17 protein-coding genes are annotated in these 16,081 nt (G+C 68.5%); 12 read left to right on the top strand and 5 right to left on the bottom strand.

What is annotated here, in order from left to right:
• Positions 1–140: 140 nt before the first annotated feature.
• The gene (locus VNS22_RS21500; protein ID WP_325736111.1) at positions 141–1,853 is read left to right on the top strand and encodes a capsule biosynthesis protein; all 1,713 of its coding nucleotides are present in this window, start codon (positions 141–143) and stop codon (positions 1,851–1,853) included.
• Here VNS22_RS21500 and VNS22_RS21495 read toward each other — a convergent pair.
• On the bottom strand, positions 1,839–3,110 hold the full coding sequence (locus VNS22_RS21495) for a glycosyltransferase (RefSeq protein ID WP_325736109.1): 1,272 nt from the start codon (positions 3,108–3,110) through the stop codon (positions 1,839–1,841). The genes VNS22_RS21500 and VNS22_RS21495 overlap by 15 nt on opposite strands.
• A complete protein-coding gene (locus tag VNS22_RS21490) occupies positions 3,107–4,018 on the bottom strand; it encodes a glycosyltransferase family 2 protein (protein ID WP_325736107.1) in 912 nt (303 codons plus the stop codon). Before VNS22_RS21490 ends, VNS22_RS21495 begins: the two co-directional genes overlap by 4 nt.
• Positions 4,019–4,150: 132 nt before the next feature.
• Here VNS22_RS21490 and VNS22_RS21485 point away from each other — a divergent pair, with 132 nt between their 5' ends.
• From VNS22_RS21485 to VNS22_RS21450, 8 genes are all read left to right on the top strand, one after another.
• Positions 4,151–4,819 (top strand): acyltransferase, encoded by a 669-nt coding sequence (locus VNS22_RS21485; protein ID WP_325736105.1) that lies wholly within the window; start codon positions 4,151–4,153, stop codon positions 4,817–4,819.
• Complete coding sequence (locus VNS22_RS21480) at positions 4,816–5,667, top strand: class I SAM-dependent methyltransferase (RefSeq protein ID WP_325736103.1); 852 nt, start codon at positions 4,816–4,818, stop codon at positions 5,665–5,667. Before VNS22_RS21485 ends, VNS22_RS21480 begins: the two co-directional genes overlap by 4 nt.
• 2 nt (positions 5,668–5,669) lie before the next feature.
• Positions 5,670–7,547: an NAD-dependent epimerase/dehydratase family protein gene (locus VNS22_RS21475; protein ID WP_325736101.1), complete on the top strand. Its 1,878-nt coding sequence runs from the start codon at positions 5,670–5,672 to the stop codon at positions 7,545–7,547.
• Positions 7,548–7,556: 9 nt separating this feature from the next.
• Complete coding sequence (locus tag VNS22_RS21470; RefSeq protein WP_325736100.1) at positions 7,557–8,354, top strand: HAD-IIB family hydrolase; 798 nt, start codon at positions 7,557–7,559, stop codon at positions 8,352–8,354.
• Positions 8,351–8,794, top strand: coding sequence for a GNAT family N-acetyltransferase (locus VNS22_RS21465; RefSeq protein ID WP_325736098.1), 444 nt, complete (start codon positions 8,351–8,353; stop codon positions 8,792–8,794). Before VNS22_RS21470 ends, VNS22_RS21465 begins: the two co-directional genes overlap by 4 nt.
• Positions 8,791–9,735: a DMT family transporter gene (locus VNS22_RS21460; protein WP_325736096.1), complete on the top strand. Its 945-nt coding sequence runs from the start codon at positions 8,791–8,793 to the stop codon at positions 9,733–9,735. Before VNS22_RS21465 ends, VNS22_RS21460 begins: the two co-directional genes overlap by 4 nt.
• 99 nt (positions 9,736–9,834) lie before the next feature.
• Positions 9,835–11,181 (top strand): LLM class flavin-dependent oxidoreductase, encoded by a 1,347-nt coding sequence (locus VNS22_RS21455; RefSeq protein ID WP_325736094.1) that lies wholly within the window; start codon positions 9,835–9,837, stop codon positions 11,179–11,181.
• 14 nt (positions 11,182–11,195) lie between these two features.
• A complete protein-coding gene (locus tag VNS22_RS21450; RefSeq protein WP_325736092.1) occupies positions 11,196–11,948 on the top strand; it encodes a DUF427 domain-containing protein in 753 nt (250 codons plus the stop codon).
• A gap of 15 nt (positions 11,949–11,963) precedes the next feature.
• Here the strand turns inward: VNS22_RS21450 and VNS22_RS21445 are convergent, their stop codons facing one another.
• Together VNS22_RS21445 and VNS22_RS21440 are read right to left on the bottom strand one after the other, a co-directional pair.
• Positions 11,964–12,341: a hypothetical protein gene (locus tag VNS22_RS21445; RefSeq protein WP_325736090.1), complete on the bottom strand. Its 378-nt coding sequence runs from the start codon at positions 12,339–12,341 to the stop codon at positions 11,964–11,966.
• Positions 12,342–12,958: 617 nt separating this feature from the next.
• Complete coding sequence (locus VNS22_RS21440; RefSeq protein WP_325736088.1) at positions 12,959–13,255, bottom strand: GYD domain-containing protein; 297 nt, start codon at positions 13,253–13,255, stop codon at positions 12,959–12,961.
• 141 nt (positions 13,256–13,396) lie between these two features.
• On the opposite strand from VNS22_RS21440, the gene VNS22_RS21435 reads away from it, so the two are divergent.
• A complete protein-coding gene (locus tag VNS22_RS21435; protein WP_325736086.1) occupies positions 13,397–13,666 on the top strand; it encodes a hypothetical protein in 270 nt (89 codons plus the stop codon).
• 528 nt (positions 13,667–14,194) lie between these two features.
• On the opposite strand, the gene pucL is transcribed toward VNS22_RS21435, so the two are convergent.
• Positions 14,195–15,049: a factor-independent urate hydroxylase gene (gene pucL, locus VNS22_RS21430; protein WP_325736084.1), complete on the bottom strand. Its 855-nt coding sequence runs from the start codon at positions 15,047–15,049 to the stop codon at positions 14,195–14,197.
• 71 nt (positions 15,050–15,120) lie between these two features.
• On the opposite strand from pucL, the gene VNS22_RS21425 reads away from it, so the two are divergent.
• Together VNS22_RS21425 and VNS22_RS21420 are read left to right on the top strand one after the other, a co-directional pair.
• Positions 15,121–15,540 (top strand): GFA family protein, encoded by a 420-nt coding sequence (locus VNS22_RS21425; protein WP_325736082.1) that lies wholly within the window; start codon positions 15,121–15,123, stop codon positions 15,538–15,540.
• Between the two features lie 32 nt (positions 15,541–15,572).
• A partial coding sequence (locus VNS22_RS21420) for a DUF599 domain-containing protein (RefSeq protein WP_325736080.1) occupies positions 15,573–16,081 on the top strand: 509 nt, incomplete at its 3' end.

Here is a 16,081-nt window from a genome sequence, read left to right as displayed (position 1 = left end):
CGCGCCGGCCGCAAGGCACCCGGAGCGGCAATTCTACCTGGGCGTGTCCGGCGCGATTGACAGCGCGCCTATCGCATGATCCTAGGCGGACATCAATTCCCCCCTCGCGTCCGGTTCATGGGCGTCTGGAGTTTCCGTCCTTGCTGCAGCGCCTGTTCCGCCGGCTCAAGGCCGAGGCGGCCCCGATCCGTGCCGCCGCCCAGGGTGCCCTGGTCGACTGGGCCAGCCTGATCGAGAAGGACCGCGCCTTGTGGGAGCGGGCCACACGCCGGTCGCACAAGGGCAAGTCGGTCCTGATCGCCACCAACACCGGCGGCCACGCCCTGGTGACCCTGCTGGAAAGCGTGCTCGCGGTCTCCCTGGCACTGCGTGGCGCCAAAGTCCACCATCTCCTATGTGATGCAGCCCTGCCCGGCTGCCTGCAGGCGATGTGGACCAATCTCAAGGGACCGGAGGACCTGGTCGACCGGCGTCTGGCTGAGCGGCTGTGCAAGCACTGCTTCAAGACCGGCTCGATGGTGTTCGAGCAGCTGCCGATCGAGCACCACACGCTCGGCACATTATGCGACGACCGGGCCAAGGCCGAGGCACGCCGTCTCGCCGAGACCCTCCCGGCCGACCAGATCCCGACCTACGTGCTGGATGGCATGGCGGTGGGCGACCATGCCAAGGCCGGTGCCTTGCGCTTCTTCGCCCGCGGCACGCTCGAGAACGAGCCTTTGGGCGAGCCGGTGCTGCGCCGCTATTTCGAGGCATCGCTGATCACCGCGTTTGCCATGAAGGCGCTGTTCGCGAAGGAGCGGATCGACGCCGCCGCCTTCCACCACGGCATCTACGTGCCGCAGGGCATCGTCGGCGAGGCCTGCCGCCGGCAGGGCGTCCATGTCGCCAACTGGGTCGCGGCGTATCGCAAGAACTGCTTCATCTTCAGCCACCACGACACCTATCACCACACGCTCATGGACGAGCCGGTGTCCGAGTGGGAGAACCTGCCGTTCGACGACGCGCAGGAGCAGCTGATCGTCGACTATCTCAAGAGTCGCTGGTCCGGCACGCGCGACTGGATCTGGTTCCACGAGAAGCCCGACGAGGATGTCGAGAAGCTCATCAACGAGCGCAAGATCGACCGGAACAAGCCGATCATCGGCTGCCTGACCAACGTGTTCTGGGACGCCCAGCTCCACTACCCGGCCAACGCCTTCCCCAACATGGGGGCCTGGCTGATCGAGACGGTGCGCTGGTTCGCCGAGCACCCGGAGCTGCAGCTCCTGATTCGGGTCCACCCGGCCGAGATCCGCGGCACGGTGCCGGCCCGGCAGAAGGCGGTGGAAGAGATCGCCAAGGTCTTCCCGGTGCTGCCGCCCAACGTCCACGTGATCGGGCCGGAGGAGCAGGTCAGCACCTATGCGGCCATGCTGCTGTGCGATTCGGCGATCGTGTACGGCACCAAGACCGGCGTGGAGCTGACCTCGCTGGGCATCCCGGTGATCGTCGCGGGCGAGGCCTGGATCCGCAACAAGGGCCTCACCACCGACGCCCGCTCGGTGGAGCATTATCGCGAGATCCTGGGCGGGCTGCCGTTCGGCCGCCGCCTGGACGCGGCGACGGTCCGCCGGGCCCGGATGTACGCCTACCACTTCTTCTTCCGGCGGATGCTGCCGCTGCCCTTCCTGGTGCCGTCCAAGTCCAAGGCCATGTACGACCTGGGCATCACCAGCCTGGAGGAGCTGATGCCGGGCCACCATCCGGGCCTGGACGTGATCTGCGACGGCATCCTGAACGGCAGCCCGTTCGTCTACCCGGCCGAGACGCTGGGCCTGCACGACGCCGAGCCGGCCTCAGCGGCGGCCTGACAGCCAGCCCTTCAGCCGCCCGAGCACGGAGGGTGCCGCCGCCACCGGCACCGGCCGGTCGGCGGCCACCGCGGCCACCCGCCGGCGCAGGGCATGCACGGCACCCCGCTGGCGCTGGACCAGGTCGGCCATCGCCGGATCCGCGGCCAGCCGGTCCAGCTCCCGCTCGAACTCCGGCAGCAGCACGGCCGGGTCGTGGCGCTGCGGGTCGTAGCGCTGGCGGGTGATGCCGGCCAGGTCGACCAGCCGCCTGGCGCAGGCCAGCACGTTGGCCTCGGCGTCGAACGGGACCGGCTCGATCCGGCCGGCCCAGGCATCGTCCATCGCTTGCGCCAGCGCGTCCGGGTCGTCCGCGCCGAAGAAGCGGGCATCCGGCGCCTGCTCGCGATGGACCGGGAACTCCGCCAGCAGCAGCGGGCGGTGCAGGACCTTGGCCTCCTCCACCACCGAGCTCCAGCCCTCGAAGCGGGACGGCTGGATCACGGCCACGCAGTCGCGCAGCAGGGCCAGCTGGGTGATGCGCGGGATGCGGCCCAGCACGTGGCAGCGCCCGGCCAGGCCATGGCGCTCGATCAGCCCGCGGATCCGCGCCTCGTTGTCCGGCCAGCGCGGGTCCTTGGTCTCACCGGTGAACACCAGCCGGGCCGTCCGGTCCCGGCAGCGCGCCAGGGCTTCCACCGGCAGTTCCAGGTTCTTGTGCCGCCACCACTGATTGCAGATCAGCAGGTAGCGCTCCGGCGCCTCCTCGGCGCGCGGCAGGGCCGCCACCTCGGCCGGGTCGACCAGGGCCGGAAAGGGCAGGCGCACGGTCGGCACCATGGCGTCCCCGACGATCCGGCGCGTGTCCGCCTCGGCCATCGCGGAGGAAACGGCGAGTGCCGGTGTTCGGGTCGCCAGCAGCCGGAAATGCAGGTCGCGCCGGGCGTACTCAGCCTGGTCGAACAATTCGGGCAGGTAGCGGCACTGCCAGTCCGGGATCCAACCGGCCCAGGGTGCCCCGATCGGCGCCTCGAACAGCTGGGTGGCCGAGTAGACCAAGTCCAGGTCGAGGTTGGCCGCGCGGTCGAACGGCTCGACCGCCGCCGCCAGGTGCCGGTTGGCCTCGGCGATCGGCTGGCCGCGCTCGTCCGCCACCAGCAGCACGACCTCTGGCCGCTCGATGGCCGGCAGGCGGGACAAAGCGGTGGCCCAGGCCAGCACATAGTGGATGCCGCCGGTCCACAGGGGATTGCTCAGGACGCGCAGCCCGATCCTCACGACGCACTCGCCTCCAGACTCTGCTGCCGGATCGACCCGAACACCCGGTCGGCCGTGCCTTCCGGATCCTGCCAGTCATATTCCTGCCGCGACGGCAGCTCCCGCTTCGCCAGCTCCTGCCAGCGCTGCACGTACACGTCCCGGTCGGCGGCCATGGTCGCGTTGTTCTGCACCCTCAGCGCCTCGCCGGGATCGACATAGTGCTCGACATGAGCGTCCGGCACGTCGTGAATCGACCAGCCCCGGTCCCACATCTTCAGGCAGAGATCGCTGTCGGCCTTGTAGAACCGGTACGCCTCGGCATCGATCCAGCCGACATCCGCCATGGCCCGGCGCAAGAGGAAGCCATGGTTCACCATCATCCGCCCGCCCAGCGTCCGGCCCACGAAGAAGCGCTGGTCGTCCGGCCAGTTGCGGAACGGGAAGGCCAGCCCCCCTACCCGCTCGCCCTTCGCTTCCAGCGCCGCCAGCCGGTCCAGCCCCGCCTGGAGTGCGCCCGGCAGCACGAGGCAGTCGTCGGAGATCATGCAGACGATCTCGGCATTGGCCGCGCGAAACGCGAGGTTCATGAAGAAGCCCCAGCTGCGCTTCGGCAGAGGCCTGCCCTGCCATTCCCCGCGATTGTGCTGGACGATCGTGATGATGTCCTTCTGCGCGGTGAGCCAGGGCAGCGTCCCGTCCGTCGAGCCGCCGTCGATCGCCACGATCTCGACTTCGGCCGCCACCTGCTGCGCCCGCACGCTCTCGATCGCGGGTACCAGCAGATGCAGCCGGTCGAGCGTGCCCAGCACCACCGAGATCTTCGACAGGTCGGTCGGCCGGTACGCGGTCGCCGCGGGCCGGGGCGTCGGGGGCTGGGGCGGCGGGCCCCCGGTCGTGGCACGGCCAAACGGCCAGGTCAGGCGCATGAGCAGGACAGACTCGCGTTCTTGAACCGGTTGCCGTGCCCGTCTAGAACCTCTCGCGATGAGACGCCATCCGCGCCGACCATTTGGCGCCTGGGCGAAGATCCACCCCCTCGCGAACGGTCACCAGGCCGCATGCCGGCACTCTCTCCCTTTGACCATGCGTTCGCCGACGGGCCCGTGTTCCTGGAGCCGTCCGGCTTCCTCGCCGCCTTCAAGATGACGCGCTCGCTGGCCGCCGCACGCCGGCTGCAGGCGGTCTGGCGCTCCTTCCATGCGGCGGGCCAGCTGGGCCCGGACATCCGGCTGGGCCTGGACGCCCGGCTGGTCAACCGCAACAAGCGCGAGGCCGTCAGCATCGGCCGCCACACCGTCAGCCGCGCGATCATGCGCCTGGAGCCCACCGGCCGGCTCACGGTCGGCGAGCGCTGCTATTTCGGCGACGGCGTGCTGATCTCGGCGATGAACCACATCCAGATCGGCGACGGCACCCTGTTCGCCCATGGCGTGCAGGTGTTCGACAACAACACCCATCCGATCGATGCGGAGGAGCGCGAGCGCCACTTCGCGAAGATCCTGGGCTTGTCGAAGAACACCGACTATCGGATCGCCCATGCATCGGTGACCATTGGCCGACGCTGCTGGCTCGGCATGAACGCCATCGTGTTCCGGGGCGTGACGATCGGCGACGATACCGTGGTGGCGGGCGGCTCGGTCGTCTCCACCGACCTTCCCTCCGGCGTCATCGCCAGCGGCAACCCGGCCGTGCCGGTCCGCAACCTCAAGGAGTTCGTTGCCGCATGATCCGGCGCCTGTTCCGTTCCCAGCCCGCCCAGACCCCCGTCTCCACGCCCGAGGAACGCGCCGCCTGGGCCAAGCCTGCCTATGGCAAGGACGCGGCGCGCTGCGAGGCGGTCTGCTACAGCGCGGCACCAGGCGAGACCGAATGGTATCCGCCGGTCATGGCCGGCGCCGAGACCTTCGCGCTCGATGCCGCCTCCGCCGCGACGCTGAAAGACGCGCTGGAGATCATGGGCAAGCTCTCGCCCGACGACTACACGCGCTACCTCACCCGGTTCTACACCGAGGGCCTGAAGCGCTTCGGCGACGACTGGATCTATGCCGACATCGTCACCGTCCTGCTCACCATGTCCAAGGCACTCAGGCCCCGGCGCTACCTGGAGATCGGCGTGCGTCGCGGCCGCTCGGTCTGCACCGTGGCGAGCCAGACGCCTAGCGTCGACGTGGTCCTGTTCGACATGTGGATGAAGAACTATGCCGGCATGGAAAACCCTGGCCCGGATTTCGTCCGGGCGGAGCTGAAGAAGGTCGGCCATACCGGCAAGGCCGAGTTCATCGACGGCAATAGCCATGTGACGGTGAAGAAGTATTTCACCGAGAATCCAGGCACCTATTTCGACCTGATCACCGTGGACGGCGACCACACCGATCCCGGTGCCGCCGAGGATCTGGCCGACGTCCTGCCGCATCTGGCCGTGGGCGGTGCGGTGGTGTTCGACGATGTCAGCCACCCGGTCCATCCGGGCCTGGCGGAGGTCTGGCGTACGCAGGTGGCGAACGACCCGCGCTTTTCCGCCTGGACCTTCGCGGACGCCGGTTACGGCGTGGGCTTCGCGATCCGCAAGCACTGACGATGACCGGCAAGCGGGTCGACCGCCTGGCCCTGGTGACCGGCTGCTTCGGTTTCCTCGGCGGAATGGTGGTCGAGGAACTGGTGAAGGCCGGCTGGCGGGTGGTCGGGATCGGCCATGGCCGGCGCGGCCTGCCGCTCGCCACGGCGGTGGAGGGCGAGGTCACCAAGGCGAGCCTCCAGGAGCTGATCGCGTCCTCGGGCAAGCCGCAGCTCGTGGTCCATTGTGCCGGCACCGGCAGTGTCGGCAAGGCGCAGGCCGATCCGTTCGGCGAGTTCCGGCGCTCGGTGGTGCTGACGGCGGATGTGATCGAGGTGTTGCGCGAGGCGGCGCCGGACGCGGTGCTGATCTATCCCTCCTCCGCGGCGGTCTATGGCGAGAGCGGCCATCCCGCCACCGAGGACGACCCGCTGCGGCCGGTCTCGGTCTATGGCAGCCACAAGGTCGCCTGCGAGGAACTCTTGCGCTCGGCCGCGCGCGATCTTGGGCTCAGGACCCGGATCGTGCGCTTCTTCTCGCTCTACGGGGAGGGCTTGCGCAAGCAGCTGCTCTGGGACACCTGCGTCAAGCTCGCGGACGGCCAGCTCGACCTGCAGATGTACGGCACGGGTGACGAGACCCGCGACTTCATGCATGGCCGGGACGCCGCGCGGCTGATCGTGCGGCTGGCCGATCCCGAACTCGGCGACTGCGTCCTGGTCAATGGCGGCACCGGCACGGCCACCACGGTGCGCGCGATCGCCGACCGGCTCGCCACTGCGACCGGCCGGTTCGTCAACCTGAACTTCGGTGGCCAGGAGCATCGCGGCAACCCGAAAAGTCTGGTCGCCAACGCCGACCGGATGATCCGCGAGCTGGGCTTCCGGCCGGGCGTGGCGCTGGCCGAGGGGATCGGCAGCTATGCCCGCTGGGCGCTCAACGAGCTCGGCATGCGCGAGGGGCTGCGCCTGCCGGATCACTCCACCGCCAAGCTCACCGTGGTGGTGGGCACCTGTGACCGGTGCGGGGACCTTTCCGACCTGCTGGACAGCATCGAGACCCACACCCACGTGCCGCATCTGGTGGTGGTGAGCGATGCCGGCAGCACGGACGGCACACTGGAGATGCTGGAGCGGCGCAAACAGGCCAACCTCGTGGTGGTCCGGGAAGGCGAGCGGCGCGGCCAGGCCCGGGCGCTGAACGAGGTCTTCGCCAGGGTCGAGACTCCCTATGTCTGCTGGGTGTCCGACGACAATCTGGTGACCGAGGGCGCCCTCGACCGGGCCGTGGAGATCCTGGAGAACAACCCGAACATCGGCATGGTCGGCCTCAAGGTCCGCGACCTGGTGGGGCCGTTCGTGAAGGCGCCCTATATCGGCGGGATCGGCGTCGCCGGCGTGCTCAACGTCAACCAGGGCGTGCTGTCGAGCGAGCTCCTGCGCCGACTGGGCGGGTTCGACGAGGAGTTGCGCGACTACGGCATCGACCCCGATCTCACCCTGCGCGTGCTCAAGGCCGGCAAGGAGGTGGTATTCACCAAGGAGATCGCGATCCTGCACCGGCGCGGCTGGCCGAGCGACCCGAACAGCCCCGAGGCCAAGCGCCTGGCCGAGAAGCACGAGCGGGCGCGCCGGCTGCTGGCGGCCAAGCACAAGGATCTGGGCGGCGACATCCGTGGCTGGAAGCTGAAGCTCTATGCCTGGAAGCTACTGCGTGCCGTGCCCCTCCTGCGCCCGCGCCTGAACATCAACGCGCTGCAGCCCGTGCTGGGCCATACCCCGCGCGACTGGCACAACGCCTTCAACGCCCGCTGGATCCACCCGCTGGATCCGCTGCGCTGCCGCTCCAAGCACTATCACCTGGTCCAGCGGATGCGCCCCGGCACCGAGCCGGGCTCCTAGGAGAACGACATGCAGCCCCTGGCCGCGATGCCCGCCGCCACCCGCAGCGCCTGTGCCGGCCTGTTTACCGACATCGACGACACGATCACGACGGAGGGGCGGCTCACCCCTGCGGCCTATGCGGCGCTGGGCCGGCTGCAGGAGGCGGGGATCACGGTCGTACCCATCACCGGCCGGCCGGCCGGCTGGTGCGACATGGTGGCGCGCTTCTGGCCGGTCGACGGGGTGGTCGGCGAGAACGGGGCCTTCTTCTTCCGCTACGACCATGCGCAGCGCCGGATGATCCGGCGCTTTGCCCAGGACGAGGCCGTGCGCGCCGCCAACCGTGCGCGGCTGGTGGCGATCCGGGAGCGGGTGCTGGCGGAGGTGCCGGGTGCCGCCGTCGCCTCCGACCAGCTCTACCGCGAGGCCGACCTCGCCATCGACTTCTGCGAGGACGTCCCGCCTTTGCCGCGCGAAGCGGTCGACCGGATCGTCCGGATCTTCGAGGAGGCCGGTGCCGTGGCGAAGGTCTCCTCGATCCACGTCAATGGCTGGTTCGGCGACCACGACAAGCTGACCATGTCCAGGATCTTCGCCGAAGAGGCGCTGGGCATCGACCTGGAGGCGGAGCGGGAGCGCTTCATCTATGCCGGCGACAGTCCGAACGACGCGCCGATGTTCGGCTGGTTCCCGAACGCGGTGGGGGTCGCCAACGTCCTGGGCTTTGCCGACCGCATGCCGGCCTTGCCAGCCTATGTCACTCCGTCCGAAGCTGGTGCCGGTTTCGTCGAACTGGTCGACGCCATCCTGGAGGCCCGTGCATGACCCGCATCGTCCCGATCACGCCGGAGCATCGGGACGACTGGGAGCGCCTCTACGCGGCCTACGCCGCCTTCTACAAGGTCGAGCAGACGCCCGAGATGCGCGCCCGGGTGTGGGGCTGGCTGCAGGATCCGGACCATGAGGTGACCGGCTTCCTGGCGCTGGACGACCGCGGCAAGCCGATTGCGCTGGCCCATTTTCGCCCCTTCGCCCGCCCGCTCGCCGCCAGCACCGGCGGCTTCTTCGACGACCTGTTCGTCGACCCCCAGGCCCGCGGCTCCGGTGCTGCCCAGGCGATCTTCGCCGCGATTGCGGAGGAAGGCCGAAAGCGCGGCTGGTCGGTGATCCGCTGGATCACGGCGGAGGACAACTACCGCGCGCGCAGCGTCTACGACCGGGTGGGCACCAAGACGAAGTGGGTGACGTACGACATCCCGCTGTGAGTCTCCGACGACAGGCCGTCCCGGCGCTCGCGGCGGTTCCGGACAGCGCCGCCTATCGCCAGGGCGTCCTGCTCGTGGTGCTGGCCACCTGCTTCTTCAGCCTGTCCGGGGTGCTCGTGCGGCTGACGGAGGCGGCCGGGAGCTGGCAGATCATCTTCTACCGCTCGCTGGCACTCACCGGTACCATGCTGGCCCTGCTCGCGATCCACTACCGCCATCGGCTGGTGGCCGCGATCCGCGAGGCCGGCTGGGACGCGCTCCTGGCCGGTGCCGCCTCCAGCGGCACGCTGGTCCTGTTCATCCTGTCGCTCGAGACCATCACGGTCGCCAACGCGCTCTTCATGTCCGGCATAGCGCCCTTCGTCACCGCCCTGCTCGGCCGGATGTTCCTGAAGGAGCCCATCCCGGTCATCACCTGGGTCGCGATGATCATGGCCATGGCCGGCATCCTGGTGATGGTCGAGGGTGCGGTGAGCTTCGACCGGCTGGTCGGCAACCTGCTGGCTCTGGGCAGCGCCATCTGCTTCGCGCTCATGAGCTTCTTTCTGCGCCGGGGCCGGCAGGGCGACATGCTGCCGGCCAGCCTGGCCTCCGGCGTGATCTCCTCCCTGCTGGCACTGGTGGTCCTGCTCGGCAGTGCCGGGGGCATCGGCGCCAGCTTCGCCGTCACCGGCCGCGACCTCGCCTTGTGCGTGACCATGGGTGTGGTCCAGCTGGGCCTGGGCATGGTCTGCTATACGCGCGGTGCGCGGCACATGCCGGCGGCTCAGCTGCAGCTCGTCGCCATGGCCGAACTGGCCCTCTCGCCCTTGTGGGTGTGGCTGGTCGTGGCGGAGGTGCCGCCGCCGGCGGTACTGCTGGGCGGCATGCTGATCCTGGCGGCGACCTTCGTCCAGGCGATCGCCGGCAGCTGGAGCAGGCAGCCGGCCGGCACGGGCTGATCGCCCGCCTCGCCGGTTTCTGCCGCCACCCTCGGGTGTTAATCGGGTCGGGCGAGATCATTCTCCTGCGGGGCCCAAGATCGGGGATGACGTCCAGCGATGGCACCGAGCAAGTCGATGATACTGAGCGCCTTCTTCTTCAATCCGCAGGGCGACCATCGGGTGGCCTGGCGGCATCCGCACGCACCGGGCGCGGAAATCCTCGACCTGGCCTACTACCGCCGACTGTGTGAGACCGCTGAGCAGGCGAAGCTGGACGTGCTGTTCGTGGCGGACGAGGTCGCGATCTGGGACCAGCTGCCGAGCGGCATCGCGCACTATGCCAATGTGCGGCTGGAGATGTTCACCCTGCTGTCCGCGCTGGCCGCGGTGACCAGCGAGATCGGGCTGATCGGCACGGCTTCCACCACCTATAACGAGCCGTTCCACATCGCCCGCAAGTTCGCCTCGCTCGACTTCATCAGCCAGGGGCGGGCCGCCTGGAACATCGTCACCTCGGCCATGGACGAGGAGGCGCTGAACTTCGGCCGCGACCGGCAGCTCGAGCACGGCACCCGCTACGGGCGCGCCCATGAATCCGTGGACGTGGTGAAGGCGCTCTGGGACAGCTGGGAGGACGAGGCGCTCCTGATCGACAAGCAGAGCGGCTGCTTCGCCGATCCGGCCAGGGTCCACCATCTCGACCACCATGGCGAGTTCTTCAAGGTCCGCGGCCCCCTCAACATCCCGCGCCCGCCGCAGGGCCATCCCGTGCTGGTCCAGGCCGGCTCGTCCAATGACGGCAAGGAACTGGCCGCCCGCCACGCCGACATTCATTTCGGCATCTTCCGCAGCCTCGACGAGGGCCTGGCCTATCGCGCCGACATGAACCAGCGCCTGGCCAGGCACGGAAGGGCACCCTCGGAACTGAAGATCCTGCCCGGCCTGCAGCCGATCGTGGCCGACAGCCGGGACGAGGCGGCGGACAAGGCGGAAGCGCTGAAGGACCTGCTGCTCGACAAGGTCGCGGTCGATCTCCTCTCCTACTGGACCCGCACCGACCTGTCCCGCTATCCGATCGACGGGCCGCTGCCCGACCTGCCCGGCGAGGACGGGTTCGCCTCGGGGCACACCAAGCTGGGCCTGATCCGCGACGCGGCGCGGCAGGGGCTCACCATCCGCGAGCTCGGCCGCAAGATGGCCAATACCGGCTCGGTCGCCACCGTCTCGGGCACCGCCACCGACGTTGCGGACCGGCTGGAGGAATGGTTCCTTGCGGGTGCGGCGGACGGCTATAACCTGATGTTCCCGCTCCTGCCCGAGGGGCTCGACCTGTTCGCGGGCCGGGTCGTGCCGGAACTGCAGCGGCGGGGCGTCTTCCACACCGACTATGCGCCTGGAACGCTGCGCAGCCGGCTGGGCCTGTCTCGCCCCGCCAACCGGTTCGCCGCGGGCCCGGCCAGCTGAAGGAGCCTCCCCTGTTGGACGACGACAAGCTGGGCAGCGGTGTCCTGATGGTCCTGCCCTGCCAGAAGCGGGTCCGGGCCGTGTTCGCCGGCAAGGTGGTGGCCGACAGCCGCAATGTCCTGATCCTGCGCGGCCAGGGCATCCTGCCGGTCTACTACTTCCCGCGGATCGACGTGAAGCCGGCGCAGCTGCGCTCCACCGGCCTGGGCGGCGGCCCCGGCCGGGCGGGTCCCGTCGAGCGCTTCGACCTGGCCAGCGAGGACCGCGAGGTGTGCGACGCCGCCTGGAGCCACCCGCAACCGGCCGATCCGGTGCTGTTGCCGCTCAAGGACCACATCGCCTTCGTATGGGGGGCGGTGGACGCCTGGTTCGAGGAGGACGAGGAGGTGTTCGTGCATCCGCGCGATCCGCAGGTCCGTATCGACACGCTGCAGAGCTCGGCACACATCCAGGTGGTGCTGGCGGACGTCGTGCTGGCCGAAAGCCACCGCCCGCTCGTGCTGGTCGAGACCAACCATCCGGTGCGCTACTACCTGCCCCCGGAGGATTGCCGCCTGGACCTCCTGGCCTTCTCACCCAGGACGACGCGCTGCCCCTACAAGGGGACGGCGTCCTACTGGTCCGCGGTGATCGACGGGACGATCCACGAGAACGTCGCCTGGACCTACCGCAACCCGATCGCGGAGATTCCGCGGATCAAGGACCTGATCGCCTTCTATCCGGAGGCGGTGGACGCGATCCTGCGTGACGGGGAAAAGCTCGCCTGAACCACGGGCAGGCGGTCACGCTGCGCGCGGCGGGCCCTCGTCCGGATCGGGCGTGGCCACAGCCGTGCCAGGCAGAATCATCCGCTCGACATCGTCCACGATGCTCTGCATCAGCTGGTACTGCTGGCTCTCGTCCGGCTCCTTCAGCCACCAGCGCATGAATGCCAGCTTCCCGCGCAGATCGTCGACGCTGCTGCTGGCCGTGGTGACGATCCGCTCGTCGAGCTCGTCCCAGCTCCGGCTCAGCAAGGCGTGCAGGTCCTGCTGTGCGTGCTCGTCGACCGACCTGAGCCGGTCGATCAGCCGGTTACGCTCGTGCCACAGCTCCAGGAGGTTCGGCCGGCCGAGGGGGGCTGAGTCATCGAAGGTGTTGGGGCTCTTTATGGACGACATCGAGTATCCTTTCCCCGTTGGCCGGCAGGGGCCGCGGGACGGCGAACAATGCGGACGGACCAGGACGAAAATAGGCGCCTGGTCGACTTGACCTCCGGTGCATGACGGCCCTGGCAGGCTCCGGCGCGGCACCATCTAGGTGAAGCCGGTAGTTCACCTTATAGGAGAAAATCAAGCTGCCTACCTTCGCCAGAGCTGGAAGTTCCAGGAAAGGCCAAGGATTGACAGGAGGGTCCCACGATTTCAGGTTGTGACTCTACTGGTCGATGTGGCAATCTGCCTGCGTCAATTTGTACGGGTAAGGTTCAAGATTTTCACGTACTGACGCTTCGCCGGCAGTTGCACTGCGGTGCCGGTGGAAACGGAGCGTGGTTACGAATCGCATCGGAGCTGGAGACAAGCGGTACTCGGTTCAGGGTCGTTGTTATTCATGCGATCACCACCGGCCTGACCGCTCCGGGTCTGCGCGATGCACACCATTATCAATTCAACTTGCATAGTCCGTGGCGGCCGAAGACATCTGCCGCACTCGCCCGACAATTACTGTCGGGGCCCGCCGGGTCGTCTGCCAAAGGGGGGACGACCCGGCGGGAACTTCTCCTGGCCGGGTCGCCGGTTCAGCCATCCAGATGCGCGATGATCTCACGGTACGCGGCTTCCGGAAAAGCCTTCAGCGTCGTGGTGCGCACATGGCCCAGCTTGCCCAGGCGCAGGACGAAGCGCGCCGAGGTGGCATCGTCCGGCGCGTCATAGATCACGACCAGGTCGTAGCCGCCCATGGTGAGGAACACCTGGCGGAAGTCACCGTCCATCTCGCGCAGCAGTGCCCGGGCCTTGTCCAGCCGGCCGGGTGATTCCTGGATGTTGGCCATACCTTTGTCGGTGTAGTTCATCAGCGCGATGTAGGTGGACATTGCCCTGCTCCCTGGTTGGCGTCGGGGACCAGCCGGAGCGGTCCTCGGCCTCGCAGGTACGAGCTTACCGGATTTGCGAAAACATGCGACGCTGCCAGCCTGGCCAGACCGTCCTGGCCGCTTCGCAACGGCGGTCCGCGCATGAACCGAGCGCGCTTCCTGCACCTGGCTTGGCTGGCCGTCCTGCTGGCGGGGTTGCCGTCGACATCGTCCGACGGCCATGCCGACCGTGCCTGTCCCTGCCGTCATGCCGGCGGCATGGCGGAGCAGGGCGACATCGTGTGCCTGGACGTGAACGGAAAGCGGCAGCTCGCTCGCTGCGAGATGGTGCTGAACAATGCGTCCTGGCGCCCCCTGGGCATCGACTGCGACGTCACGTCCGGCCGGACGGCTCCTTCGGCGACGGGCTGATCGGCCGGGGCGCAGTCACTGCCGGCGCGGCGACGGAAGCCCTGTCGCGACGAGAGGTTTGGGTCGGCATACGGGCCAGTGATGGCTTCCCGGCCCAACGAGGCACGGCAACATGGCGGGCCATGACCGCCCCCGTGGCTGGAAGTAAGATCGCGGCACTTATCGTGGCCGGGACCGTGGCTTCGGCCAGGATCGCTATCCGGGCGAGGAACGCGACTTCGGACGTCGCAGTACAGCCGGTTCTATGACGAAGGTGACGACCGAGACTGCCGCCAGACCTATGGCCGCGGCCTCGCGGAAGGTCCTTATCGCGGCGGCTACGGCCAGGAGTGCTATCGCGGCGACCGTATCCGGGGGGGAAGCACGTGCAGAACAACCTGCGCGTCCAGCAGCACTCGGCGACCGGCGAACGGGTCAGGGTCTACTGATACCGGGTCAGGCCCGGCCAGCCGAGCCTGCCGATCACGAAGCCTCCCCGCAGCATTGCAGCGGGGAGGCTTTGCAGGTGGGCCGGGATTCCTCGGGTCGTCAGTTCCGGCCGATCGTGCACTCGATCTGGCCGTGCGGCTCGTCAGTCGCGGTAAACACCTGGTTGTGGTTGTCCATCCCGAACGGCTCCAGGTTCACGAGCAGGTAGTGCTTGTTCGGGCAGGCCAGCGTGATCTCCTCGATCTCCGGCACCGCCTTCAGGGCAGCCTTGCCCATCCGGTACAGGCTGTCCTGGATGCTCTTGCTGTAGGTGCTGCCGAACACGCTCAGCATCGTGTCGAGGATCCGGGCCCTGGCCGCCTCGTAGTCGGGCGGCACGCTGTGCCATCGCCAGGACGCATCCATCGCGGTGGCGGCGATGCGGTCGTCGGTTTCCTTGAGCGTCGTGAACGGCTCCTTCACGAAGTTGGCCCAGCCGGAGCCGGTCGACTTCATGAAGGTGAAGCCGGTGATGCCCGATTCGGTGAGCAGCGAGCTGCGGGTCATGGTCGCGCGGGCGAACGGCGTGCCGTTGCCGTCCAGGGTGAAGGCGTGGGGCTGCGGCTGGCCGGCGGTGACGAGGCGGCGCCACACCGTCTCCTGGCTGGTGACATTCGCGCCGTCTAGCATCGGGTACTGGTGGAGGAGGCGCCGCGCGATCGCGGTGCAGAACGCCTCGTTGCTCCAGTCCAGGTGCTCAGCCGCCACGACGTTGACGATGTTCTTGATCGTGTCGGTGCAGATCGACTTCGCATTGTCGGCATGGGTGAACGTATCGGCGAAGTCTCCGGTCACCATGGCCTTGACCGTAGCCTCGCGGACCTCGTGCCAGCCATCCGGCCGGCCCGGAACCTGGCGCTGCACACGCAGCACGCGGACACGCCCCTTTCCGTAGGTCTTGCGGACGAGCGTCATGACGGTTGGCCCTCCGGAGGCGGTCGATCTAAGGTTGCGGCACAGTCTGGGCACCCTGGAACGGCGAGGCAATGACCAGCAGGGACGTGACGGGATCGATCCGCGGTGGCTGCCTGTGCGGCGCGGTGCGCTACCGGGTGGACGGGCCGCTGAGGGCGATCTCGATCTGCCATTGCGGCCAGTGCCGCCGGGCGCACGGCTATCTCGGCGCCTACTCGGCGGCCGCACCCGACCGGCTGACCGTGACCGACACCGGGCAGCTCGGCTGGTACCGCTCCTCGGCCATGGCAGAGCGCGGCTTTTGCCGGCAGTGCGGCTCGCCGCTGTTCTGGAAGCCCGCGCATGGCCGGCACATCTCGATCAGTGCCGGCTCGATCGACCAGCCGAGCGGCCTCGTGATCGAGCGGCACATCTATGTCGCGGACCGGGCCGACTACGAGGTGCTCGATCCCGACGCACCGGACCACTGGCCGGGCGGCGAAGCGCCGTGATCCCAGCCACCATGCCGGCCTGACACCCGCCCATGACCGATGCGGCAATCCAGTCCGCCGGGCGCTGGGCCGACCTCGTCGCCTGCGTGGTCCTGATCGGCGGCTGGCTGCTCTATCCCCACGTCCTGGCGCTGGTCGGCCGCCGCCGCATCACGCTGAACGAGGCGATGGTCGAGATCCGCCAGGACTGGATGGCGTCGATGCTCAAGCGGGAGAACCGCATCACGGATGCAGCCCTGGTAGGTCATGTGCTGTCCAGCGCATCCTTCTTCGCCTCCACGACCGTGCTCGTGATCGGCGCGTTGATCGGAGCACTCGCCAACGCGCAGACGATCGTGGCCACGCTCGGCCAGTTCCTGCTCTCCCACCCGCCGACGGTCTGGCTGACCCAGCTCAAGATCGTCGTGATCCTGACGATCTTCATCTACGGCTTCTTCAAGTTCACCTGGGCGATCCGCCAGTACAACTACCTGATCGCCCTGATCGGCGCCGCACCGCCGGCACCCATGCCGGAAGCCGCGATCGCCCCGCTCGCCAGGAT

The sequence above is a fragment of the Geminicoccus sp. genome (assembly GCF_035556675.1).
Taxonomy (GTDB): Bacteria; Pseudomonadota; Alphaproteobacteria; order Geminicoccales; family Geminicoccaceae; genus Geminicoccus.
The sequence above is the reverse complement of the archived record's forward strand: the minus strand, read 5'-3'. Positions and strand labels throughout refer to the sequence as shown.

Bases quoted from the DNA above. Each gene is read 5' to 3' on its own strand.
- VNS22_RS21490 (WP_325736107.1), bottom strand. From the start codon at position 4,018: ATGCGCCTGACCTGGCCGTTTGGCCGTGCCACGACCGGGGGCCCGCCG.
- VNS22_RS21485 (WP_325736105.1), top strand. From the start codon at position 4,151: ATGCCGGCACTCTCTCCCTTTGACCATGCGTTCGCCGACGGGCCCGTG.
- VNS22_RS21480 (WP_325736103.1), top strand. From the start codon at position 4,816: ATGATCCGGCGCCTGTTCCGTTCCCAGCCCGCCCAGACCCCCGTCTCC.
- VNS22_RS21475 (WP_325736101.1), top strand. From the start codon at position 5,670: ATGACCGGCAAGCGGGTCGACCGCCTGGCCCTGGTGACCGGCTGCTTC.
- VNS22_RS21470 (WP_325736100.1), top strand. From the start codon at position 7,557: ATGCAGCCCCTGGCCGCGATGCCCGCCGCCACCCGCAGCGCCTGTGCC.
- VNS22_RS21465 (WP_325736098.1), top strand. From the start codon at position 8,351: ATGACCCGCATCGTCCCGATCACGCCGGAGCATCGGGACGACTGGGAG.
- VNS22_RS21455 (WP_325736094.1), top strand. From the start codon at position 9,835: ATGGCACCGAGCAAGTCGATGATACTGAGCGCCTTCTTCTTCAATCCG.
- VNS22_RS21445 (WP_325736090.1), bottom strand. From the start codon at position 12,341: ATGTCGTCCATAAAGAGCCCCAACACCTTCGATGACTCAGCCCCCCTC.
- VNS22_RS21440 (WP_325736088.1), bottom strand. From the start codon at position 13,255: ATGTCCACCTACATCGCGCTGATGAACTACACCGACAAAGGTATGGCC.
- VNS22_RS21435 (WP_325736086.1), top strand. From the start codon at position 13,397: ATGAACCGAGCGCGCTTCCTGCACCTGGCTTGGCTGGCCGTCCTGCTG.
- pucL (WP_325736084.1), bottom strand. From the start codon at position 15,049: ATGACGCTCGTCCGCAAGACCTACGGAAAGGGGCGTGTCCGCGTGCTG.
- VNS22_RS21425 (WP_325736082.1), top strand. From the start codon at position 15,121: ATGACCAGCAGGGACGTGACGGGATCGATCCGCGGTGGCTGCCTGTGC.